The 22676-nt window shown below is 53.8% G+C and carries 15 protein-coding genes and 1 tRNA gene; 10 read left to right on the top strand and 6 right to left on the bottom strand.

Translation table 11 applies throughout. The annotated features are described in order from the left end of the window. Nucleotides 1-84: 84 nt before the first annotated feature. From LPC22_RS03515 to LPC22_RS03505, 3 genes are read left to right on the top strand one after another with little or no spacing between them, the layout of a single operon-like run. Nucleotides 85-945 (top strand): carbohydrate ABC transporter permease, encoded by an 861-nt coding sequence (locus tag LPC22_RS03515; protein WP_029678293.1) that lies wholly within the window; start codon nucleotides 85-87, stop codon nucleotides 943-945. Continuing rightward, a complete protein-coding gene (locus LPC22_RS03510) occupies nucleotides 942-1766 on the top strand; it encodes a carbohydrate ABC transporter permease (RefSeq protein ID WP_029678292.1) in 825 nt (274 codons plus the stop codon). The genes LPC22_RS03515 and LPC22_RS03510 overlap by 4 nt, the downstream gene beginning before the upstream one ends. A 3-nt stretch (nucleotides 1767-1769) precedes the next feature. Then, a complete protein-coding gene (locus tag LPC22_RS03505) occupies nucleotides 1770-3440 on the top strand; it encodes a glycoside hydrolase family 13 protein (RefSeq protein WP_229132143.1) in 1671 nt (556 codons plus the stop codon). 1827 nt (nucleotides 3441-5267) lie between these two features. On the opposite strand, the gene LPC22_RS03500 is transcribed toward LPC22_RS03505, so the two are convergent. The 4 genes from LPC22_RS03500 to LPC22_RS03485 form a co-directional block, all read right to left on the bottom strand. Next, entirely contained in the window at nucleotides 5268-5564 is a 297-nt protein-coding gene (locus LPC22_RS03500) for an ATP-binding cassette domain-containing protein (protein WP_146210563.1), read from the bottom strand. 397 nt (nucleotides 5565-5961) lie between these two features. Continuing rightward, nucleotides 5962-6255: an ABC transporter transmembrane domain-containing protein gene (locus LPC22_RS03495; protein WP_045924970.1), complete on the bottom strand. Its 294-nt coding sequence runs from the start codon at nucleotides 6253-6255 to the stop codon at nucleotides 5962-5964. Between the two features lie 433 nt (nucleotides 6256-6688). Beyond that, complete coding sequence (locus tag LPC22_RS03490) at nucleotides 6689-8119, bottom strand: ABC transporter permease (protein ID WP_024627010.1); 1431 nt, start codon at nucleotides 8117-8119, stop codon at nucleotides 6689-6691. Then, nucleotides 8116-8817: an ABC transporter ATP-binding protein gene (locus LPC22_RS03485; RefSeq protein ID WP_052690805.1), complete on the bottom strand. Its 702-nt coding sequence runs from the start codon at nucleotides 8815-8817 to the stop codon at nucleotides 8116-8118. The genes LPC22_RS03490 and LPC22_RS03485 overlap by 4 nt, the downstream gene beginning before the upstream one ends. 75 nt (nucleotides 8818-8892) lie before the next feature. Here LPC22_RS03485 and LPC22_RS03480 point away from each other — a divergent pair, with 75 nt between their 5' ends. From LPC22_RS03480 to LPC22_RS03470, 3 genes are all read left to right on the top strand, one after another. Next, entirely contained in the window at nucleotides 8893-9279 is a 387-nt protein-coding gene (locus tag LPC22_RS03480; protein ID WP_146210942.1) for a hypothetical protein, read from the top strand. 454 nt (nucleotides 9280-9733) lie between these two features. After that, nucleotides 9734-12772 (top strand): cation-translocating P-type ATPase, encoded by a 3039-nt coding sequence (locus LPC22_RS03475; protein WP_373312885.1) that lies wholly within the window; start codon nucleotides 9734-9736, stop codon nucleotides 12770-12772. A 121-nt stretch (nucleotides 12773-12893) separates the two neighbouring features. Beyond that, the gene (locus LPC22_RS03470) at nucleotides 12894-16730 is read left to right on the top strand and encodes an AAA domain-containing protein (protein ID WP_229132139.1); all 3837 of its coding nucleotides are present in this window, start codon (nucleotides 12894-12896) and stop codon (nucleotides 16728-16730) included. Nucleotides 16731-17111: 381 nt separating this feature from the next. On the opposite strand, the gene LPC22_RS03465 is transcribed toward LPC22_RS03470, so the two are convergent. Beyond that, nucleotides 17112-18452, bottom strand: coding sequence for an AbiH family protein (locus tag LPC22_RS03465; protein WP_229132138.1), 1341 nt, complete (start codon nucleotides 18450-18452; stop codon nucleotides 17112-17114). Nucleotides 18453-19224: 772 nt separating this feature from the next. On the opposite strand from LPC22_RS03465, the gene LPC22_RS03460 reads away from it, so the two are divergent. Together LPC22_RS03460 and LPC22_RS08455 are read left to right on the top strand one after the other, a co-directional pair. After that, the gene (locus tag LPC22_RS03460) at nucleotides 19225-19515 is read left to right on the top strand and encodes a type II toxin-antitoxin system RelB/DinJ family antitoxin (protein ID WP_229132137.1); all 291 of its coding nucleotides are present in this window, start codon (nucleotides 19225-19227) and stop codon (nucleotides 19513-19515) included. Beyond that, a complete protein-coding gene (locus tag LPC22_RS08455; protein WP_373312869.1) occupies nucleotides 19481-19816 on the top strand; it encodes a type II toxin-antitoxin system RelE/ParE family toxin in 336 nt (111 codons plus the stop codon). Before LPC22_RS03460 ends, LPC22_RS08455 begins: the two co-directional genes overlap by 35 nt. A 107-nt stretch (nucleotides 19817-19923) precedes the next feature. On the opposite strand, the gene LPC22_RS03455 is transcribed toward LPC22_RS08455, so the two are convergent. Then, nucleotides 19924-19996 (bottom strand) — tRNA-Lys (locus LPC22_RS03455). A 498-nt stretch (nucleotides 19997-20494) separates the two neighbouring features. Here LPC22_RS03455 and LPC22_RS03450 point away from each other — a divergent pair. Both LPC22_RS03450 and LPC22_RS03445 read left to right on the top strand, forming a co-directional pair. After that, nucleotides 20495-21232 carry an ABC transporter ATP-binding protein gene (locus LPC22_RS03450; protein WP_229132136.1) on the top strand — a complete coding sequence of 246 codons (738 nt, stop codon included), beginning with the start codon at nucleotides 20495-20497 and terminating at the stop codon, nucleotides 21230-21232. A gap of 35 nt (nucleotides 21233-21267) precedes the next feature. Then, nucleotides 21268-22653, top strand: a complete 1386-nt coding sequence (locus LPC22_RS03445; protein WP_229132135.1) for an FtsX-like permease family protein — start codon at nucleotides 21268-21270, stop codon at nucleotides 22651-22653. Nucleotides 22654-22676: the final 23 nt, after the last annotated feature.

Here is a 22676-nt window from a genome sequence, read left to right as displayed (position 1 = left end):
GCGGGTGCGGAGCGACATTGCTCGAATGCCGTTCGCACCGCCAAGCGAGATGGGCATAGGCGCCATAAAGCTGGTCTTACACTCATCGGCTGGCTTTTCCTGTTGCCTGGGCTCGCTTTCTATATAGTTTTCGTCTTTTGGCCCATCATTCAGACTGCTTGGTACTCCTTTTACAGTTGGAATGGGGTTGATGCCAGCACATGGGTTGGATTCGATAATTTCATCCGTGTTTTTACCGATCCGGTCCTGAGAGGCAGTATTGCTCATTCGTTTTACTTGATCATTCCCTTTGCGCTGATTCCGGTTGCCCTAGGTATCATTTTGGCATCGCTCATTCGAGATGTTCGCAGCAAAACCTTCAGCTCTGTGGCACAGGTCTGCATGTTCCTTCCCAGGGTAATACCTGGAGCCGCGGCAGGTGTGGCTTGGACTTGGATGCTGGCTCAGGATGGCATCGTTAATCAGATGCTTAAAGCGATGGGTCTTGGCTCTCATGCCACGGCATGGCTAGGAAATCAGCGTACAGCACTGAACGCCGTTGGAGTTATTGGGTTTTGGTTGCAGCTGGGATTCTGTATCGTTCTGCTCTCAGCGGGTATCGGCAGTATCAGCAAATCTCTTTATGAGGCAGCAAGCATTGACGGTGCCGGCTGGTGGAGTCAGTTATGGCATATTACCCTGCCTGGCCTGCGTGGTCAGATAGCTGTCTGCTTGACCATGACCATGGTCGCGGCGCTGGCAAGTTTCGATGTCGTCTTTATGGCTACTCAAGGCGGTCCGGGCTATTCGACGATGGTTCCCGGCGTTATGGTCTACCGACTGGCCTTTACACAGAACAAAGTCGGTTTGGCTTCCGCTCTGGCTGTGGTGCTCATGATTTTGGTCCTGCTTGTAGTTGGACCCTTGCAGCGGCTGGTTCAGGGCAAGTCGGAGGAGGCAGCATGAAGCAGTCCTTATCTGTCCGTGTTCTAGGAAATCTGACGCTGGCGCTCACTGTTATTTTTTGTGTCTTGCCTTTTATCAGCATGCTTTCAGCTGCACTACAGCCTCAAGGTTCCATGCCATATGGGATTCAATTCACCGCCCATCCGCATTGGGAGAATTTTGCTGCTGCTTGGAAAGTAGCCAACATCACTCCTCTGCTGATTTCCAGTGTGATCCTGGTCGTGGCTGTGGTTCCGGTAACTCTCATCTGCAGTGCTATGGGCGGGTATGCACTAGGTTCTTTGCATGTTGCAGGTGGTTGGATTGCATACGCCCTTCTCTTTGTAGGGTTGACGCTGCCGTTCGAGGTGCTGGTAACTCCTCTGTATTATGAAATCCAATCAATGGGATTGCTCAATACGCGGCTGGCTATGATCCTGCCGATGATCGGATTGAATATGCCGTTTGGAGTCATCTGGATGCGAACCTACTTCGCCCAGATGCCCCGTGATCTAATCGAAGCTGCCAGCCTAGACGGGGCCGGACAGTTACGTATATTCCGTAGCATCCAACTGCCGCTGGTGATTCCTGCCATATCTTCGCTGGGAATACTAACTTTTCTGTCAACATGGAATCAGTTCCTGCTGGCTGTAGTACTTATCGATGATCCGACCAAGCGGACAATGGCTGGGGCTCTGCAAAGTTTCGTTGGACAGTATTCGACAGATGTCGTTCTGCTCAACGCAGGCTCTCTGCTCATCATGGCGCCAACCATGATCCTCTTCATATTTCTACAAAAATATTTTATACGGGCGATGCTCGAAGGCTCAGTAAAGGAGTGATGGATGATCAACGATATGCTGGACCCAGACTGGTGGAAGAATGCCACTGTCTACCAGATTTACCCCCGGTCTTTCCGCGATGCTAGCGGAGATGGAATAGGGGATTTGCGAGGAGTGAGGTCCGGACTGCCCTATCTAACCAAGTTAGGTGTTGATGCTATATGGCTGACTCCTTTCTATCCTTCACCTCTAGTGGACGGAGGCTATGATGTGGCAGATTATCGTAACGTTGATCCGCGTCTAGGGACCATGGATGATTTTGATGCTTTGGTGCACGATGCCCATGATTCGGGAATAAAGGTGATTGTGGATATCGTTCCCAACCATTGCTCCAATCAGCATCCCTGGTTTCAGCAAGCTTTGAAGGATGGACCTGATTCGCCTATGCGTCAGAGGTTTGTCTTTAGGAAGGGGAAAGGCCCCAATGGAAGTCAGCCCCCCTCTAACTGGCTTTCAGGAGTTGGCGGCAGTGCTTGGGAGCCGTGCGGCGATGGCTGGTACTATCTGCATCTTTTCACCAAAGAACAGCCTGATTTCAACTGGGACAACGAAGAAGTCAGGAAGGACTTTCTGAAGACGCTGGCTTTCTGGAGCGATCATGGGGTTGACGGATTCCGTATTGATGTGTCGCATGGCCTGGCCAAGGATTTAGCTGAACCCTTGCGTGATAGGCCTGATCCTGCTGATCAGGAGCCCTTGTCGGACAAGGGAGATGATCCTTTGTTTGATCGTGACGAGGTGCATGATATCTACCGAGAATGGCGTAAGGTCTTCAACGAATATAACCCACCCCGTATGGCTGTGGGGGAATCTTGGACTCCGATCACGGATCGGGTATATGACTATGCAAGATCTGACGAGCTCGGATCAGTGTTCGATTTCTCTCTTTCTAAGTGTGACTGGGATAGACAGGAGTATCAGGATGCTATTGAACGAACATGGAATGGTTTCCGTAGGGTCGGCGGCTCTCCAAGCTGGGTATTGGGCAATCACGATGTACCTCGCGTGGCATCGCGTCTCGCTTTGCCCAAGGGCGCCGATGTGGTCGAATGGGTAACTTCTGCCGGTACTCGACCGGTCATCAATCAATCAGTGGGTCAGGCTCGAGCCCGTGCAGCTGGAATGCTCATTCTTGCATTGCCGGGAACTGCTTACATCTATCAAGGTGACGAATTAGGCCTGCCAGAGGATTTGGACATCAAGGAAGAAGACATTCAGGATCCAAGCTGGGAGCGTTCAAATCATAAGGTCAGGGGCCGCGATGGGTGCAGGGTTCCACTCCCTTGGACAGTTTCGGAGACAAACGCTTACGGATTCAGCTCAGCCAAGTATGCCCGACCCTGGCTTCCCCAACCAAGTTGGTTCTCGACCTATGCGGTTCAGAGAGAAGATGGTAGGCAGGATTCAGCGCTGGAATTGTATCGAAAGGCTTTAGCTCTCCGACGTCAATGGGTGGTTGCAGAAGGTACTACCACTATGGAAATCCTCAAAGACGGTGATCCAAGAATCCTGCATATTAGACTTTCGACAGGGTTGCATTGTCTTCTGAACTTCGGCCCAGGCAAAGTTGGTCTCAATATAGATGGGACGATCGTTCTATGTAGTGACGATATCGATGAGAAGCTTCAAAAAGAGGAATTACGAGAAAATTCCTGCGTGTGGTTTGTGGAGTAAGCATAAATAAAAGAGCTGTAGGTGTGAGCGCTTATGGGCTCTTGGTCTTCTGAGTCGGGTGTTTCTAATCATCCGCGAGATATGGGCGGCTAACTAGAGCACCGATAAGGTTGAAAGGGCACGGGAAGAATATAAGCCGAGACTGTAGGCCAGTCTTGGCTTATATTCATCAGCAGCGTCAGAAGGTATGACATCATGGTGGCGCTGGACCGGGAATTTAGTGCGGGAGTTGGGAGCATGGACGCGAAGATCGAATTAGCCGCTTATTGAGGGGTATAACCAGCTCTTTTCCTGTTGCTGTATCTGTAAGATCGCGATTACTCCCGTCAATTGATAGTCAGAGGGAAACGAACTATGTTTACGCGAGTTGGCTACAGAGAGATCAAACCTTATTGTGTATTGGGTTCTTTGGCTGACTATGTGTTCTTATTCGGAAGAGATTAGGCTTTGTCATTCGACAAAATAGATACCGGGGAACGACATCGTTAATATTGCCAGCAACCGAGAGCCGCCCTTGTCCATCAGGATATGCTTGCTCTAGGCTTGGTCAAAGATCAGGACGAGGGACTGAATGCACGCAAACTGAAAGAGGAGTGGCTACGATCGAGGCCGGATCGTCTATCCGTTTACCGCCGGTAGGGCGGAGCCAAGAATTGAGCTAATAGTGACGGACTGTGCTGTTGTTTAGGATGAAGAACCTACTGGATTCGTTGTATGAAAAACTGACTTTACTGTTCTATTGCAGGTCAGTTATTTTGCGTAGTTAGCTAGTTTTCACGAAGCTGCCTTGGTTTTTCAATCTGCTGCACATGCAACTAATAGACTTGACAGTGAACGAGAACAGATGACGCGAATAAGGGATTGAGGTATTTAAAGCCGAGTTCAGTTCGGTTCATGTGTATCGGTAAAGGAATTGCTGTTGCTTTGTCTTTGAGCAAAGACCTTGACGACTTCGGTTGTATTTATGTATATTGTGAATTCAACTTGGTAAACATCCACGCAGCGTTTTGGTTTGGCCGCCTCTGATTTCTTTCAACAGGCCCTCGAAGCGTTGACTACTCCGTCTCGTTTAGGCTATTAACCAGCGGTCTGATGCCCGGTCCGGCTCCTTAAGCCCGTAGGCGATCAACATCGTCGTGATCATATAGTCATCAAAAAACAGATAGCTGATTGACTGTGCGGAACAGCGAGGGTCATGTCTTGACAATGAGCAATTCCAAGATTTATTCCTGCGTGCCCTGTGTAAGGTTCACGTGCTGTACTCCCAGCTAAACTTTACTGCTAGATATCCCGTGGTCAGTCTAGTAATGACTGCATATCATGCTGGAAACCAAGCAGCCAATAAATGTCATTAAAGATATCTTTAGAGGGCAAGACGATAGTTTGAATCGTCTGTTCCTTTGTTGAGGTGAGAACCTTGCTGCCGGTGGATCGTATTTTCCGCGCATATTTATATATAGCCAAATTATTCACATTGGTATCAAGTTTATTAACAGCAATACATATAGGAGAGTAGAATTGGCAGACAATATTTTCCAAAGGAAACCATTGATAGTTCTATTGGCCAAAACCATGATTCTATTTGACGAAGCGATTGATTGTATTCTCTGTGCCGCCATGACTATTGTCTGCTCCGGGGAATTGGCATGAATGACTTGTGCGACGAGCTCCTCGTTTTTAGCGTCTAAATGGTATGTTGTTTCGTCAAGCAGCATGATCGGCCGCCTTATGGACAACAGCCTTGCCAGGGCCAAGCGATAGCGTTCACCGCTACTCAGCAATACACCGCGTTGCCTGCTGGGGTATCCAATCCATCGAAGGTGTCTCTCACTTTGGCGTGAGGTTCACCTTATTTAAGGCATTCCAGCAGCCTTCATCGGATACGCCGTTCTTGTTCATCGCCAGATTCGTTCTGGAAGAACCGGAATATATGGGGGCATCGTGTTCTATATAGCCGATCAGAGAACGTACATAAGAGGAGCTGAGAGTTGAAAGATCAATACCATTAAAGAGAACATGGCCATGATTTGGCTTATAGAATACCCTTATAAGGGCCAGCATGGTTGATTTGCCCGCTTCGGATGGTCCGACTATCGCGTAGACGACACCGCCTTTCATATGCACGCCCGCTTCATTCAATTGGAGCCCGCCACGATTGTTCCGTGCGTCATCATACGGAATATCAGCATGGTCAAGATCGATGTCAATCTGATCGGAGTTGGTGACCTTCCTTTGGACCCTACTGGATACTGCTCATGCTGATGTCGCATCTTCGGTCGGCATTCTCATTATCGCTTGAATGCTGGAGTTCGCGCCCAACGCTCTGAACAGTCTGCTATATGTCGAAGAAAGTGTCGCCATAGGCGTGGGCATCATTTCTAGGTACATAGAGAAGTTACCAGTTGCTGAACAGTCATCACTCCTTTGGCCACTTGGAAAGCGCCGATTCCCGATACAACCATCAGGCACAACTGCATTAAGGCCATTCCTGATGGCCATATCAGTGACTGCTTCTTTGAAATTAGACGACCGGATGTGCACGCTTGCCTGGCTTCTCGCCGATTTTATTGGTCTCACGCTCCGTGGCGTTGAAGGCCCTGATCCTTTTCAAACTCATCAAAGCATCAGTGGCTGCAGACGTCATATCTCCTATGGCCGTTTGAGCCCCTCTGGAGCAGTCTCGTAATTTTCCGGATAAGACTACCAGTAAACCGACAGTAACAAGACAGGTCGAAAGAGAGATAACGAACATGACGGGACTGATTATGACCATTCCCACACACGCGCCTATGAACACCAGTAAAGTGCCAAACACTTCTGGCAATTATCGGTCAGCAATCGCTTCAGTTCATTTGTATCAGATGAAATAATAGAAATTACGTTGCCTGTATGCGACTGGTCCAGATCTTTGAACGGCAAATGCAGAATATGCATTACTAGAGACCGTCTCATATCGTTCAACAGCAGGTAAGCGTCAAAAGAAGTGATTGCTGCGCCGGACAGAAACACTCCTGCCAACGCTATTAGAGGGGCACTGCGGATCGCATGTTATGCTGCACGCGTCCAAGAATGACATTGACAAGCTGTGGCTGAGCCAGATTTAAGAGGGCGCTCGCTATACTTAGCAGACTAACCGTGAATAAAACACCCTTATGGATTTCAAAAGGCGGGGCACGTCTATCAAAGATGCGGTTTTCTCATTACTATTCCGCTTGTGTGGCGACATTTTCGTCCTTTGTTGGGGGTGGTTACTCACCGACTGCACGTGATATGACCCTCACAGAATCCTCGGAACGCGCGCACAGCGCCTGCACGCCTGTGACGAGGGCGCCTACGACAATAGCGAGGAGTGCGATGACCGCCCAATATCCCCATTGAACGCTTATCTTTGCGCTTCCCAGATATCGTTGCAGCATGAAGGCGGTGCCGCAGGTGCTGAGCAGTGTGATGACGAAGGCGAGCAGCACCGAGGTGACCATCGAAATGAGACCATCGAGGGCTCCCAAAATGCGCAACTGTCCGGTACTGGCACCGGATACGTATGTCAGCGCCAGATCCAGGCGTCGCCCTCGTGCGGTGATCATCAGTCCGGAGATTGCGCCCACCAAAGCGATGATGAGCGCAGGGCCGAGCATGGCCATCAGGTTCGTCAGCATGTGTGGGTTCACGTTCATGGAATGGCCGTTACTGGCGAAATTCTTGAGGCTGTCGGTCAGCGTATGCAACACACCAGAGAAAGTCATGAGCAACGACAAGCCGGCCGTCATGGGAATGATGGTCGCGTTCTGTCGTTGGATCCTCCCAACGGCCTGCTGCCTAGCGAGTTTCCAGGTGCTGAATGGCAGGGGGAGAAGATGCGTCCATCCTTTGGTGAACCAGTGCATGACATAGGGAGCCAGAACAGCCAATGCGAAGATCAGGAGGAACATGCCTCCCATGGAGAACCCAATGAATCCTGTCACTCTGGACTCTATGGGATTCCTGCCGGAAATGTGCGTGGCGAGCTCGCCAGAGTCTATCTTGCGTGTAGCTGTCCCCGGGATGATGAGCGCGCATATCGCTCCCACGAGCAACGATGCGCCTAGCAGAACACGGAATGCGTTCACTTGTCTCGGCGGGTTTTGTGACTGCCGAAGCGCCTCTATCGGCCTGATCTTGGATAGTGTGCGCACGGTCAGCACTGTGCCTGCAAGGACGGCGACTCCGGCAATGGCCAACCCAGTGCCGATGGATGCCAGCAGCTGGGTTGCTTGATACGTCAGTTTCAGCTCGAATGCTCTGGCCAGGAGGTCGAACAGATATGGTGCTGCCAGCGGCGTCAGGAGGGATGACGCTACTGCTGCCAAGATGAATAGGACGATGATGATAGCCAGATTCCCGAAGAGCAGCTGCCAGGGCGTGGCGCCTTGAAGGACCAGCAATGCTAGTTGGTGCCTGCGCTGGTTCAGAGCGGCGGTCACGACCCACAGCATCACGAACACGGCTATGACCACGCTGAACAGCATTGCTGGGCCGGAAAGGTTGGCGCCTAACCCGGCATCCGGTCCGTGGTAAGCGGCATCAATAGCCCTGCGCGCGGCGACGATAGTGCACACAGCGGTCTGGGAAACGATTAGTGACAGCCATACGCCGGCCCATACGGCCGGGGCTGCTTTCAGATCAGAGAGTGCGCCCCTCATATGCGGGCCCCGCTCTCCGTATCAGCGTTCAGCACGTGGCCATCACGGACCTCAACGATCTGGTCGCACTGTCCGGCTACCTCTCCACTGTGGGTCACTATTACTACGGTCCTGCCCGCATCCATAGCCAGGCTTTTGAACACCTGCATGACCTTGGCGCCAGATTCCTGATCCAAGGCTCCAGTCGGCTCGTCGGCGAAAATGATATCTGCATCGGAGAGCAGCACTCGTGCAAGCGCGACACGTTGCTGCTCTCCGCCTGAGAGCATCGTCACGCTCCTTTTTTTCTCGTTTGCCAATCCGAAGTACCGCAACATCTCATCCGCTTTTTGCTTGGGGAGTCGACGGCCGCGCAGGGTGAATGGCAGCGCGAGGTTCTCCTCCACCGTCATGCTCGTGATCAGGTTGTAGGATTGAAACACGAATCCCAGATGTCGACGCCGAAACCGAGTGAGCGCGGACGCTCGCATATGTGTGATGTCATGCCCTAGAAGGGAGATGCTTCCGGATGTCGCACGTTCCAACCCCGAAAGGCAGTACAGCAAGGTGGACTTTCCGCTGCCTGAGGGGCCGACAATCCCCGTGATTCTTCCGGGCTCAGCATGGAAGTCGACATGGTCGAGGATGGTGATCGAATCATCCTTCCTCGGAGTCACCGTCATTGTCAATCCATTTGAACTCACTGAAGCACCACTCATCACCGTTCTCCCATCATCGCCGTTCTCGCGACTTATAAATCTTCATCAGAATATTGCTATGGATGCCATACAAGGATGGCGCCCATAGACTTACATGACTGTTGTCCCTGCCGTCATCAGGGCAAAAATGACAGCCCATGCCATTTTGATGAATGCGTCATCGCAGTGGCATATTTTTGTGGATTAGCTGCAGGTCCATCAACTCCAGATATTATCATGCCCACCGCCGTGGCATGCAAATATGCTGACGCCGCTATGATGAGCGGCTTCATCATTCATGGCGATATTACTATTCTGCAGATCGATAATGTTGTGCATTTTGTCCGTCTCTCTCCTCTCTTTCTCGTGTTTAGTGCTATTTCCAATGGTGTCTCCACTGAAAGGATCGTTAGGGCAGACGGCTGGCAAGAACTACCATGGTTGGCCTATAAGACTATTTACTGCTCAGATAACGCCAGCTGAGCCTGTCGAATAATCACAAGAGGGTCTTAAATAGGATTCTCAGGGCAGATAAGGGTTTTTATGCCAGATGAGCCCAAATTGATTAAAGCTTTTCTAATGAAGATCTAGTATTTTTTTTGGGGGGGGGGATTCGGCAACTAGGGCGCTGCCAAGTTAAGTGCAGCAAAGATACCGTCTCTGTCATGAGACAGGCCTGAGAATGCATACTGAAGCAAAGGCCTTGACGACTTCGGCCGTGTTTATGTATATTATTGGTTCAACTTGGCAAGCATCCACGCAGCGTTTTGGTCTGGCCGCCTCTGATTTCTTCCAACGGGCCTCTGAAGCGTTGACTACTCCGTGGCATAAGCAGGAGAGTGGCATGACTGGGTTGACCAGCGATCCCAAGCATGAGAAATCGACAGATACCGGCGTGATCCCGACTGCAGGGCAGGGCCATGAGCAGAGGCGCAGAGTGAATGGCCCCGTCCTCAAGGACCCTTCTATAGTAGGTGTCGATCAGGTTGCCCTTGCTCTGAATGTGGACCCCGACCGGGGCCTGGATGAGGCCGAGGCGGCGCGTCGGCTGGACAGGTTCGGTCCTAATGAGCTGGCTGGAGCGCCTCCCGTTCCTGCATGGAGGGAATTCCTTCAACAGTTCAAGGACCCCTTGGTCTATCTGCTTCTGGCAGCCACGGCCATTTCGTTGGTGCCCTGGGTGGTGGAACGCTCACATCCGGCATCAGGAGGCGGGGAGCCCCTGCCCTTTGATGCCATCGTCATCATGATCATCCTCATCCTTAATGCCGCCCTGGGGTACGCTCAGGAGGCTAAGGCCGAGCGGGCTGTGGATGCTCTGGCGAGCATGACGGCCCCGCACGCCTCGGTGCTGCGATGCGGCCGGGTGGTCAGCCTGGAGACCAGCAGGATCGTGCCTGGTGATGTAGTAGTCCTGGCTGAAGGCGATTCGGTCGGCGCCGACGGAAGACTGTTCCAGGCCGCGGGTCTGCGCGTGGCCGAGGCATCGCTGACCGGCGAGTCGCTGCCGGTGGGCAAGCGGCCCGGTCGGCTTGACCAGCCCAAGGCTCTGGGTGACAGAACCAACATGGTCTTCAACGGCACCGCAGTGACCCAGGGGAACGGGCGCATGATCGTCACCTCTACTGGTATGGACACCCAGGTCGGGAAGATCGCCGACATGCTGGCTGATACCCAGGAGGAACCCACGCCCCTACAGAAGGAGATGGCCCGCGTCTCCAAGCTCCTCGGACTGGCCGTCTGCTTGATTGCCGCCCTGGTTTTGGCTGCTTTGGCCCTGATGGAAGGCTTTCAGACAACCCAGGATCTGATTGATTCCCTGCTCATGGCCGTATCTCTGGCCGTAGCTGCTGTGCCGGAGGGGCTGACGGCCATCCTGACTGTGGTTCTCGCCCTGGGCGTGCAGCGCATGGCCAAGCATCATGCCATCGTCAAGAAGCTCAGCTCGGTGGAGACCCTGGGATCGGCATCAGTCATCTGCTCCGACAAGACAGGAACTCTTACACGCAATGAAATGACCGTTGAACGGGTGGTCGTCCCCTCGGGGCAGGTCAGGCTCACTGGCACCGGGTACGCTCCGGAGGGAACCATGCAGCCGTTCGAGGCCAGTGGGTCAGATGATCAACAACTGACAGATACCATTGGTTCATCTCTGGCTGAGGCAGTGGAAGAGACCCTGATGGTCGGGGCCATCGCCAACGACGGAGACCTGCATTGGCAGCCGGTCGAGGCCGAACCTGATTCCCAGGCCCAGTCTGGATCCGGGCAGGGTCACTGGCAGAGCGTCGGCGATCCCACGGAGGTTTCGCTGATTGTTGCCGCCCGTAAAGTCGGCGCTGATGCCAAGGCTGATAGCTACCGTCGTCTGGCCGAGATTCCTTTCACGTCCGAGCGCAAGCTCATGTCGGTTCTGGCTGCCCCGAATGATGACAACGAAAGGGAATCACGTCTCTTCTGCAAGGGCGCTCCCGACGTGCTGCTTGGCCGATGCGACCGGATTCTCGATGGCGGCCAGGTCAGACCTATGACCAGTGCCGATCGGGAAAGGATACTTGCTCAGGTCAGCAGTCTCTCGGCGGATGCCTACAGGACCTTGGGACAGGCTTTCCGGCCTGTATCCGACCAGGAGCTGTCGGCGCTGGCCGAAGCTGACGCGGGGGAGTGGCCGTCAAGCACGGTCGGGACGGATCAGACGGACCGGTTGCCTGAAAAGTCTCAGCATGCTCCTGCAATTCGCTTGTCTGCCGACAAGGTGATCCAGGAAAGCACCCGACTGGAGAGCAATCTGATCTGGACGGGCATGGTCGGCATCATTGACCCGCCCCGCACTGAGGTCCGCCATGCGGTGGATCAGGCTCACAAGGCCGGCATCAGAACGATCATGATCACCGGCGACCATCCGCTTACTGCAGCCAGAATCGCAGGGGACCTGGGCATCATCAAGCCCGGACAGCCGGCCTGCACTGGCGAGCAGCTGGATGCCATGGACTCGGACCAGCTTCGGGAGACCACCTCCAAGGTCTCCGTCTATGCCCGCGTGGCCCCCGAGCACAAGCTGAAGATCGTCGAATCGCTCCAGGACCAGGGCAAGGTCGTGGCCATGACCGGCGACGGCGTCAATGATGCCCCTGCTGTCAAGACCGCAGACATCGGCGTGGCCATGGGCATCACCGGGACCGAGGTCACCAAGGAATCGGCCAAGATGATCCTGGCGGACGACAATTTCGCCACCATCGTCCAGGCCGTGCGAGAGGGCCGGGGCATCTTCGACAACATTCGCAAGTTCCTGCGCTACCTGCTCAGCTCCAACATGGGCGAGGTCTTCACGGTCTTCGGCGGCGTGGTCTTCGCTGGTCTTCTGGGCATATCGCAGCCCGGCATGGCGGGCGTGACCGTGCCGCTGCTGGCCACCCAGCTGCTCTGGATCAACCTCCTGACCGACGCGGCGCCCGCGCTGGCCATGGGCGTGGATCCGCAGACCGACGATCTGATGGACCGCCCGCCCCGATCCGTCAGCGACCGGGTCATCGACCGGGACATGTGGGTTGACATCATCTACATAGGCCTGGTCATGGCCCTGGTCACCCTGATCGGCATGGACATGCACCTGAGCGGCGGCCTCTTCACCGACAGGTCCGTCCAGGCGATCGGCCACGAGGCGCAGATCAGGGAGGCGCGGACCATGGGCTTCACCATCCTGGTCTTCGCCCAGCTCTTCAACGCGCTGGCCTCCCGCTCCTCCCGCAAGTCGGCCTTCCAGGGGCTCTTCAGCAACCCATGGCTCTGGGGCGCCATCGGCATCTCCATCCTGCTCCAGCTTCTGGTGATCTACGTGCCCTTCCTGGGCGAGGCCTTCGGCACCGTCCCCCTCCAGCCCCAGGCCTGGCTGGAGTGCATCGCGCTGGCTTCCCTGGTCCTGATCGCTTCGGAGCTGCGAAAACTACTCAACTGGGCGGTCAGACGGATACGGGCATGAATGCTTATTCCGATGCGGTGATTGGACTGGACAATGCCGCATCGGGATTGTCTCCTATGGCCTCATCCGTGGCTCGAACCTGTTCCTGCACCTGTCCCCGCTTATCCGCATACTGGCAAATATGGGGAACGATGAGCAACAGCATGCAATGGATGTTTTGTCATATTGGTGCGCGGTTGAACTGTTCTCGCCACAAAATTGGAGGGATAACCAGCTCATTGCTTTATCCTCCTCCCGCAACGACGGCCAAAGGGTAAGCGTTTCTGAGCAGGAGCGACTTCCATGGGATGGCATTCATGCTGATCTTCTCATCGGGCCGGTTGACAATGAGCATCGTTCATATACAAACCTCTATAACGACCTGCAGAGCAGGAAAATATACCGGCTGCAGACAGACATGAACGCCCGGCTGACCAAACCCTTCTCATTCGCAGAGGATACCGAGAATTGGCTGCGGGCGCAGGCGGTCAGATCTGGGCTCGACGAACAGACTATAACCGGCCTGCTTAAGGAGACGAACCAGCTATGGCTAGAGGTAGCTAAGCAGCCCGGCCCTCTGCCGACAGGTACTGAACTGACAGATTCCATGATTTCGTGCCTGTTGCAGGTGGTGGAAAAGCTGTCAGCAAAGGCTAACCGGCCTGGCTCAGCCTGTGCTGTTTACCGCAAGGACTATGACCGCCGATTTGCGCGTCGCCCCGTCCACCAGGCAGTAAAACCCGACGAGAGCTCGGAGCAGCAAGAGGGGGTAGGACGACAAAATCGGTGGCTTAAGCATGAACGTTTTCGAATAGCAGTCGGGCTCTCCCAGCGTGTAGTCACGAATGCGCTCTTGAAGGCCGCCAAGCTTGTTCGAGAGCTCTCGCCAGCCGAGGAGACTGCTCAGGATGAGGTGTTGCAGGAGCTTGCCCATCGGCAGAGCAGGCGCGCTGGCGGTCCTTCCACCGTGGCTTCCCTTATGGAGTTCTGCGTAGGGGATGATGGCTGTCTGGTCCCAAGATCGTTGACGCTCTCTCAATATGCCAAGGCGGTTTCCTGTCTGTTCAATCATGAAGGCTGGCCTGACTGCCCGGCTGGGTGGCCGCATATCGAAGTATTTGACGATATGGAAAGCAAACTCAAGTCCGAATTCAATCGTCTGGCTGGGGAAGACTCTGGGGACGAAGCAGGCCGACCGATGTACAAGGCAGGTTCGGTCGGCAGATATGAGATCGAAAGCCTCATTGAGCATGTAGCGGATCGGATGGGACTCGATGACCGCGCGGTGAGTAGCTCTCCTCTTTTCGCTCGCGCTGACGGCTCACCTCTGATCAGGGATTATGTCAATTGCCATCTGGAAGCCAGCTCAGAATCGTTGAATGGCGAAATGATGGATTCCTTCTTCCTTGACGATCTTGAGGGCCTTTATCAAAATGGGCCTGGCATATTTTCTGAGCCGGTCAGACAGTATCTATCGACTGGTCATCCTCGACGGTTTAATCTGCAGAAGGACCCTGAGGGGCATCTGGTCGGCGACTTTACGGAACCTGCCGGTATGCCATTCGGGCGATGGCCGAGTGCTTCCAATCAATTTCAGTCAACAGGCCAGCAGTTGGCGATCAATCAAATACGGGCGGCCCTGGAAGGATATGGCGGCTCTTCACTGCTAGGTGTCAATGGCCCTCCTGGGACCGGCAAGACCACCCTGCTTAAGGATGTGGTGGCTGAGATTATTGTGGCCAGGGCTCGGCGGTTGGTAGGATTCTCCCGCCCCCAGGATATTTTCAGATCTCGGAGGGTGGCCAGAGCAACTTCAGACGAGGACAAGGACTATATCTACTGGACGCTTGATCCGTCGGTGACCGGTTTTGAGATTGTCGTTGCTTCCAGTAACAACAAGGCTGTTGAAAACGTCAGCCAGGACCTGCCCAGTGCCGATGCCATAGACGCCGAGTGGGAAACCTATATTGACAGTGAATTCAAACAGGTTCCCTGTGGATTCGCTTTTCGAGACTTTGCCGGGCAAATTGCCGATCGCAAGAGTCAGGATAATGAGAGCAGCCCTTCAAATGCCTCATCCGCTTGGGCTCTTATATCGGCGGTCTTGGGGAACATGAGCAACAAAAACCGATTCCTGTGGCCCTTTAAAAACGAATTTATCTATAAATCATTGAAATACATGCCAGGTGAAAGAGGCAGCAGGATCAATTGGGCAAAGGCCAGGAACGACTTTAATGCTGCGCTGAAGAAGGAAGAGAGCATTCGCGCCAGGAAAATTGCCCAGTACAACCTTATGCGTTCTTACTCAGACTTGAGCAATCAGCGATCCAATCTGTCAGCCGAGTTGAAAACCCTCAATGAACAAGTGCACGGTATGAAGGCAAGCCGCTCAAGGTATGTCGGACAGGTTCAATCAATGGAGCGGCAGATGTCGGATGCTGGCCAGGCTGCCAATAATGCGCGAGCTGTTTGGGAGCAGGCTGATGGCATTTGTCGGGTTCACTTGTCTTACTGGAAGGCGCATCCTCTAAGGTCGTTTTTCCATAGCTACGAAAGGCAGCAGGATGAGCTTCAGGTACGTACTGATCTGGAGCAGGCACGTCGTGCAAAGCAGCATTTTGATGAGCAGGCCAGCAGGTTCCATCAGCGGTTGCAATCCTTCTATGGAGGGTTGGAAGTCGGTGATCGGAAGTTAGGGGAATGCCAAACACAGATTGCTACTTTGAACAGGCAACTTGCTGCTCTTGAACAGCAGATTGCTGAGGCCAAGCAGATTCAGTGGCCTAGGCCCGACATTGGCGATGACCATGTTGCGTGGATGGACCAGGAATGGAGCAAGGCGCGGACGGAGGTCTACATCAAGGCGCTGGCCCTTCATCAGCAGGCCATTATGGCTGCTTCCCACCAGTTCATGTGCAATCTTTCCCTGGCCTGCGCCGTGATGCAGTCGAATGGCTTTACGGATGACGAGAGGCTGGTGGCTTGGCAGACTTTCTTCCTGGTGATTCCGGTCGTCTCCTCGTCCTTTGCATCAATATCCAGAATGTTTTCGGGGATAGGCAAGGAAGCGCTCGGCTGGGCGATTGTGGATGAGGCCGGACAGGCCCTGCCCCAGGCTGCTGCCGGTCTGCTGCAGCGCGTGAAACATGCGGTTGCAGTTGGAGATCCTATGCAGCTCCAGCCCGTGGATACCATGCCCAAGCCAATGCGTGAACTTCTGGCGAGCACCCATCACCTCCAGCGCCTGGGACTGGAATCCGAAAACATGCAGGCTTTGGTTGATTATCAGACCCCTTGCGGCCTGTTGGACGAGACCGATGACCACTGGCTGGGGATGCCTCTGGTGGTGCATCGGCGCTGTGATGAACCCATGTTCTCCATATGCAACGATATGGCTTACTCCGGCAGGATGGTTCGTGTAGGACCGGAGCATCAGCCCTGTGCCTATCCGTCTGGGCCGCATGCGGGAGATGAGCTGCCGGACTCCTGCTGGTACGATGTGCCGCCGAATTCCGGCGAAACTGGGAAAACGCAATGGAGGCCGCAGGAGGGCTACGAACTCCACAAGCGTCTGTGCGGGCTCTTCCAGGGCGGGATCGACCCCACCAATATTCTGGTTATCGCTCCGTTCAGGGCTGTGGCCAACCAGGTGCGTGACACCTTCGCGGATGCCTTGCGGCAATGCACTGGTTGCAACAGTAGCGAAGCGAGCCGGCTGGCCTCAAGCCAGGCTGGAACCGTCCATACCTCCCAGGGGCGGGAAGCCGATGTGGTCTTCATCGTTCTTGGCAGCAGAGCCGGCAAGCGTGGAGAAGGATCTCGTTCATGGGTTAATGGTTCGCCCAATCTGCTCAACGTCGCTGTGTCCCGAGCTAAGCGCCGTGTCTATGTGGTCGGCAACCTCGCTGATTGGAAGAATGGAACCTATACGTCCAGGATCGCTAAGGACCTACCGGTGGAGGCGAGTATGAGAGCCTGATCGGATCAGGAAAGGTGCGAACAGAATTCCTTTAATGACAGCACTTCATCCCTGGTCTGTAAAACCAATTACTTATGTTGCAGATTTAAAAATAGGTCGGAGTCTAATTGTTGGGCACTTCGCCTTGATTATACATACTCTTGTTAGAAGGCATCAGGAAAGTGCTGATGGGATGGCGGTTTGTCAAATCCTTTGAAGCAGTGCGGCTATGATCAATCAGCTGTATGGTTCCAAGGCTGCTATTGCTAAGAAGTGAGTGTAGCTAAGTTCAGTGTCGACTGGGTCATAATATGCATGGTGCTGGGTCATGAAGAGTACATAGTCAGGCTGGGGTTGCATCCTGACTGTCACGTGGTATTACTTCAGAAAGCGGCATCTCTGTCAGACGGGGGCTTGGACGACCTGCAGCCTGTTTTCCAGGAGAAGCTTGTGCATGAGGTTACGGCCGTGGTCCTTGTTGTCCAGGGTCTGTCCATATGTGGTGATGAGGCGGTTGACCTTCTCGAACATCTTTTCCTGTGCGCTTTCACTTGTCGTGTTCTTGCCCTTCTCGTCATCCTCATTTTCGTTCAGGCGCTTCTGGTTGTAGTAGAAGACCAGTCGGGTATCGCTTCCGTACAGGTTCACTTCATCGAAGATGGCTTGGAAGTACGAGTAATCAGGGTCACCCAAGGAATGGCCGAAGAACTTAATCATGCTGGTTTCGCTACCTGGTTGCCCGCTTACATGGGGGTAGACTAGGTTGGTCTCAAGGTCCCTGTCCAGTGCCATGAGCCTATAGGTCTTAGTGAACTTAACAAGACCTGAGTAATTGGAATCATCGGTGTCGACGCTGTTGCTGTCAATGCCGAAAATAATTTCCCCGCCATGTATGTTCCCATGGATGTTGATGAGGGTAAGTGCGGGTTTGATGCCGTAGGTGGGATCTGTGTAATTGAAATCCATTACTCGCGCATCTTCTGGAGGACTCCAGGGTAAAGCGAATGAATCCATTCTGTAGGGGGTTGCTAAGTAGCTGACATCATAATCGCTTAGTTGATCGTTCATGAGTTTCTGTAGCAAAAGGCATGCATGGCTACGATAGTATTCATTGCCGTCTGCTTCATTTTTCATATAACTCGAGAAGGCTGCCTCCAAGCGATGGAGCTCCTGCATCATGACTTTCATGATCGAGTTGTCATCGGCATTGCACGCATACCACCTGAGCAGCAATTTGGAGACCTGTTCGTTCACAGGCATCTGGCTGAAGTAGCCATCATCCCAATAGTGGTCAATGACTGCCATTTCGTATGGGTTATCATGCAGGCCGGGTATTAATGCTTGCTGATACCGTGAATATTGATGCTTGACAGCATACAAATTGTTCTGGTTGCGAAGTTGTTCTCCTCTTCCCGGATGCTTCAGAAGCCAGTCTCTGATACAGGCTTCTACGTCATACCAGGTTCGTATTTGTTCATCTGCAATGAGAATCAGATCCCAGACGGTTATTCCAGCAGCCCATATATCCGCAGCTAAGGATACTTCTTGCCGCTCTTGACAGTCATCGGGGTATGTGACAAGTTCCCCTGATGTGTCTGCCTCACTCTGATTCGTGGAATGTTTCTCTATGAGATCTTCAATCAGACCTTTTCGAGGTTTCTCAAAGTCCCCAAAGGATGAAGCTAACCCGCACTGAAGATCGAAACCATTGCCAAGGATAACCAATTGATCGGGAACCGACATGACTTCACTCCTTTGTCAACATAGCCGCCATGGCATTCATATAGACATAATAATCTTGGACATACTCGGCGCGATATGGGACTTGTTTAATCAGGATCAGCTGCATGCACACAACGGTTTTCTAGATAATGCTTCCTAAAGCGGACCTTCACCGATTTTAGGATGCCTGAGACTGTGTAAGGTGCTATCGGCAATAATAAATGGAGGAAATCCATGCACGGAGCCAATCGTATGCTTAAACTGATTTTCAAAGATCCAGGAAGAGCTGCACGCCCGGTATCATAAGTAGATGAAAGAGATTTTGCTAAAGGCCAATGAGTAAAGGGATGGCTGAACATGTAATCTCTAGTGGTGCTAGCCTGGCGCATTCCTTCAATCTAATCCGCTTTTCTGCATGCCAGTATGTGCTGATAACCATGAACAATATGGTTATGGGATTTGAATGGCGGCCGGCTTTTTTCACTTGTGTTTGTAGCAGTAGAATCGTGTCTAGTCATGTCCAGATAGGAAAAAGGCCTTGTACATGTTTTGAACCTGGCTGAAAGCTGTGAGCATTATTCGTATGGGCCGAGCTCGGCAAAGACATCACTCAGGTTAAGGCAGTGCGCATGAATTCATCCTCTCGCATCATGAAGCAATAAACATGTGTTGTTGCTGTCAGCTATGCGCATTGATGCCTTACCATGCACTGCAATTTTGCATTAAAGTAAGAAATCAGCTGTAATTTTGCACTTTAATGCAAAATTACAGACAACAAGGAAGGTGGGCTCCGATGGAGAAGATGTCTCAGGTTACGGTGCGTATATCCGATGCAGACAAGCAACAGGTGGATCGTATCGTGAAGGAGCTTGGTCTGGATATGACTACGGTCACCAGAGCCTTTTACAAGCAGATCATTCGGGAGCAGCGGGTCCCCTTGGACTTCAGCTTGGATCTACCTGCCGAAACCGAGGAGGCCTTGGAGGAATCGTGCCGTCTGGCCATGAGGGGGAAGACTAAGGGGTACGCCACAGGAAAGGACCTGGTGGATGGCGTGCTGGCAGCTGCTGGCGCGGACCGATGAGGCTTGCGCTGGTTCCCACTGGCGCTTCACGAGAGACCTGAAGCGCATGGCTCGCAGGCACGCCCCGTTAGAGCCGGTCGAGGAGGTGCTAAATCTGATAGCGGAGAATTCTGAAGCGTCGCTCCAGACATTGAAGGCGCATCATCGGATGCATATGCTGCAAGGTTATGCGGCTGTGTATGAGTGCCATGTGGGCATTGCCGGAGACCTGCTGTTGGTGTGGCATAGGGAGGGCGATGCTGCCTATATGCTGCGAGTAGGTTCCCACGATCAGGTGTTGGGTAGGCGCGGTAGATACTGAGATTTGGCAAATGAATCAAAGCTGTATCAGGACCTGGTCCACTGTTGCGCAGGCAGATGATCTGTGCGGAGCATAGTGGCTGGTATTAAATAATTGGTAATCCAAAGTGCCCCCCGTGGGACTCGAACCCACAACCCACGACTTAAAAGGACGCTGCTCTAACCATTGAGCCAGAGGGGCAACAGCTCAACACTACATGTTTGTTCTCGATTTTTCCAGTTCGCGGCAAGCCGGTTCTCGGGCGAAGCAAGACCGAGAACCCGTACAGATCAACGAAGAATATCGACTTGAAACGCTACCTTTCCGCCCACTTAAGAAGGTTGTTGGGATGCGTGGGGGAGGGGTGGGGGCAAACTCTGAACCTGCCGATGGGAGCCGTGCCGGGCAGTAAACCAACCTGTCTGCCAAAAGCTTCTGCCAAAGCGTAGAGTGGCTTCCTACCTGTTGCGCAGTGAGTCGGACCATGTTTTGCCATCTGCAGATGGCGAAGTGGCGGCCGACGTTGATTCCCCGTACTCGGATTGAAAGAATCATCTCTGCGAGGCGACCTCTTGTCCTCGCAAGTGCGCTGAGGGAGGGAGCTCCGATGAAACATCCGGCTCAATATGCATTGCCGCACGTACAGAGCATTACAGACTCATACTGGCGTTCACCCGTTTGCAGGCACTGGATACTGCCATGAAACATACTGTCAATCCTTCTGGCCAGGGCGAGCCCTTCGCCATCCATGCATCTGGTCTATGCAAGCAGGTTTCGCCCAGGAAGGGGGAGACCATCACTCTCCTGGACAATGTGGAGTTCACCGCCTCCTGGAGAGCAATGACCGGGATTGTAGGGCCATCGGGTAGCGGCAAATCAACCCTGCTCTACTGCCTGGCTGGTCTCGAACCCGTCAGCTCGGGCCAGGTGGAAGTTCTGGGTCGGCGCATCTCTGCCATGGGGCTTGCGGCATCGGCACGGTTCCGCCGTGCGCACCTGGGCTTCGTTTTCCAGTCCTATAATTTGGTGCCTTCGATGAGTGTAGAGGACAACCTCAAGCTGCCTTTTATTCTGCGCAAGACCCGCTGGCCGGAGGATCAGGCGGCCAAGCTGCTGGACAGATTGGGCATCAGGGGACTGCTCGAGGCCAATGTGACCCTCCTGTCAGGGGGCGAGCAGCAGCGTGTGGCTCTGGCTCGCGCGTTGATTTCGGATCCCGATATCATCTTCGCCGATGAGCCTACTGGCGCCCTTGACCAGGAGACCGGCAATGCGGTCGTCAATGAGCTTGCCGCCTTCGCTAATCGGCCGGGCCACGCAGTGATCATGGTCACCCACAGTCCGGAAGTTGCCTCCCGTTGCAATACTCTGGTGCATCTGTGCGACGGTCGCATAGCCACAGCCGATAAGGTTCCCATGCCGAAAGCGGGCGTCTGATGCGACTTCTTCTGCGAGATTTCAAGGATGCCCCCTTGGCTTGGTCTGGCGTCATCCTCGTGTTGATCGCCTCGCAAACCATGGTCGGCCTGCTCGCCATGATGCTCTCTTCGGCCAAGGCCCTGGGCGATCTGCCTGGCCTGGCCGAGCACGGCCGCACTACCTACCAAAATTTGATGATCCCCTTCGTGGCTCTTCTCGTTGCTGCGGTGTTGATCGTTGTGCAAGTCGTTTCGTCGGTGATCAACCAGCGCAGACGCAACCTCGCCCTCCTGGCCATGCAAGGTGCCACGCCCTGGCAGCTGACCTCGCTGACTTGTATGCGCGTATTCATTTTGGCGCTCGCGGCCAGTGTGGTCTCGCTGGCGGCCTCTTTTCTGCTGGCCCATCCCCTCTATGCTTGGGAGACCTCACAGTTTTTGATCGGCAGGCAGCCTTTTATCGCCAGCCACCAGCTGGCTTCTTGGGTAGCAGGAACCTCATGCGGAGTATTGATGGCCTTGATCGGCACGCTGCTGACCATCCGGACCATCAGCAGGATCAGTCCCGTGGAATCTCTGCGTGCGGCAATCATCCCTCCAAAAACAGCAGGTTTAGCTCGTCGTATCGCCGCTGCCTTGTGTTTGCTGGCAGCCTTGGCAATCATGCTGATGCCGATTATGCAAGCGCGGACCATTCCTGGTGAGCAACTGGTCCGTTTGCGCACCGCGGCACCCATCCTGCTTATCGCCATGGGCAGCACTTTCGGCTTCATGCTCCTGCTGGCCGCAATCTGCTCGGCGGGTCCCTCCCTGCTGGGCACGGTCACCAGCTGTTGGACCAGGTTCGTCGCTCTTCGCCAGCCCTCATGGCTGGTCGCTTGCCGGCAAGCCAGCGCCCGCATGCGCAGCCTCAGCTCCACAGTCATACCTCTGATTGTGGGGATTTCATTGCTGATGATGACTGATTCCTTCTACCAGACCAGCGCCGATTCCAGTCGCCTGCTGCCTCCCAACCTGGATGTCAGCAGCTCTGATTTCTCCATGCTCATTACGCTCCTGGGCCCCGCGTTGGTCGTCACGTTGGCTGGAGTGTGCGCCGGATACCTGATTTCAGCCCACGGTCGAAGCCTGGATCTGTCCCTCATCTCGATTGCTGGCGCGGACCCGAACCAACTTGAAATCATGTCCGCTTTGGAAGGGTTCATCATGGCAACTACCGCCGTACTCATATCCTTTACCTCTAGCATCCTCTCGGTCATGGCTTATGCTGTCGGATTCCGCAAGGTCTTTGGCGCAGCCAGCATCGGCATACCTTGGGCTCACTGGGCGCTGGTCTACCTGCTTCTGACTTCGGCGGCATCACTGGCTTCCTGGGTCACGGTGCGCAAATCAGCAGGTCGTTCCCCTGCCGGTGTGATAGCACAGTACACTGGCGAATGAACCCGGGGATCCTCAGCATGACA

This window comes from Bifidobacterium mizhiense, assembly GCF_020884755.1.
GTDB classification, from domain to species: domain Bacteria; phylum Actinomycetota; class Actinomycetes; order Actinomycetales; family Bifidobacteriaceae; genus Bombiscardovia; species Bombiscardovia mizhiensis.
Note: the sequence above shows the minus strand (reverse complement) of the source record. Positions and strands in the feature narration are given on the sequence as shown.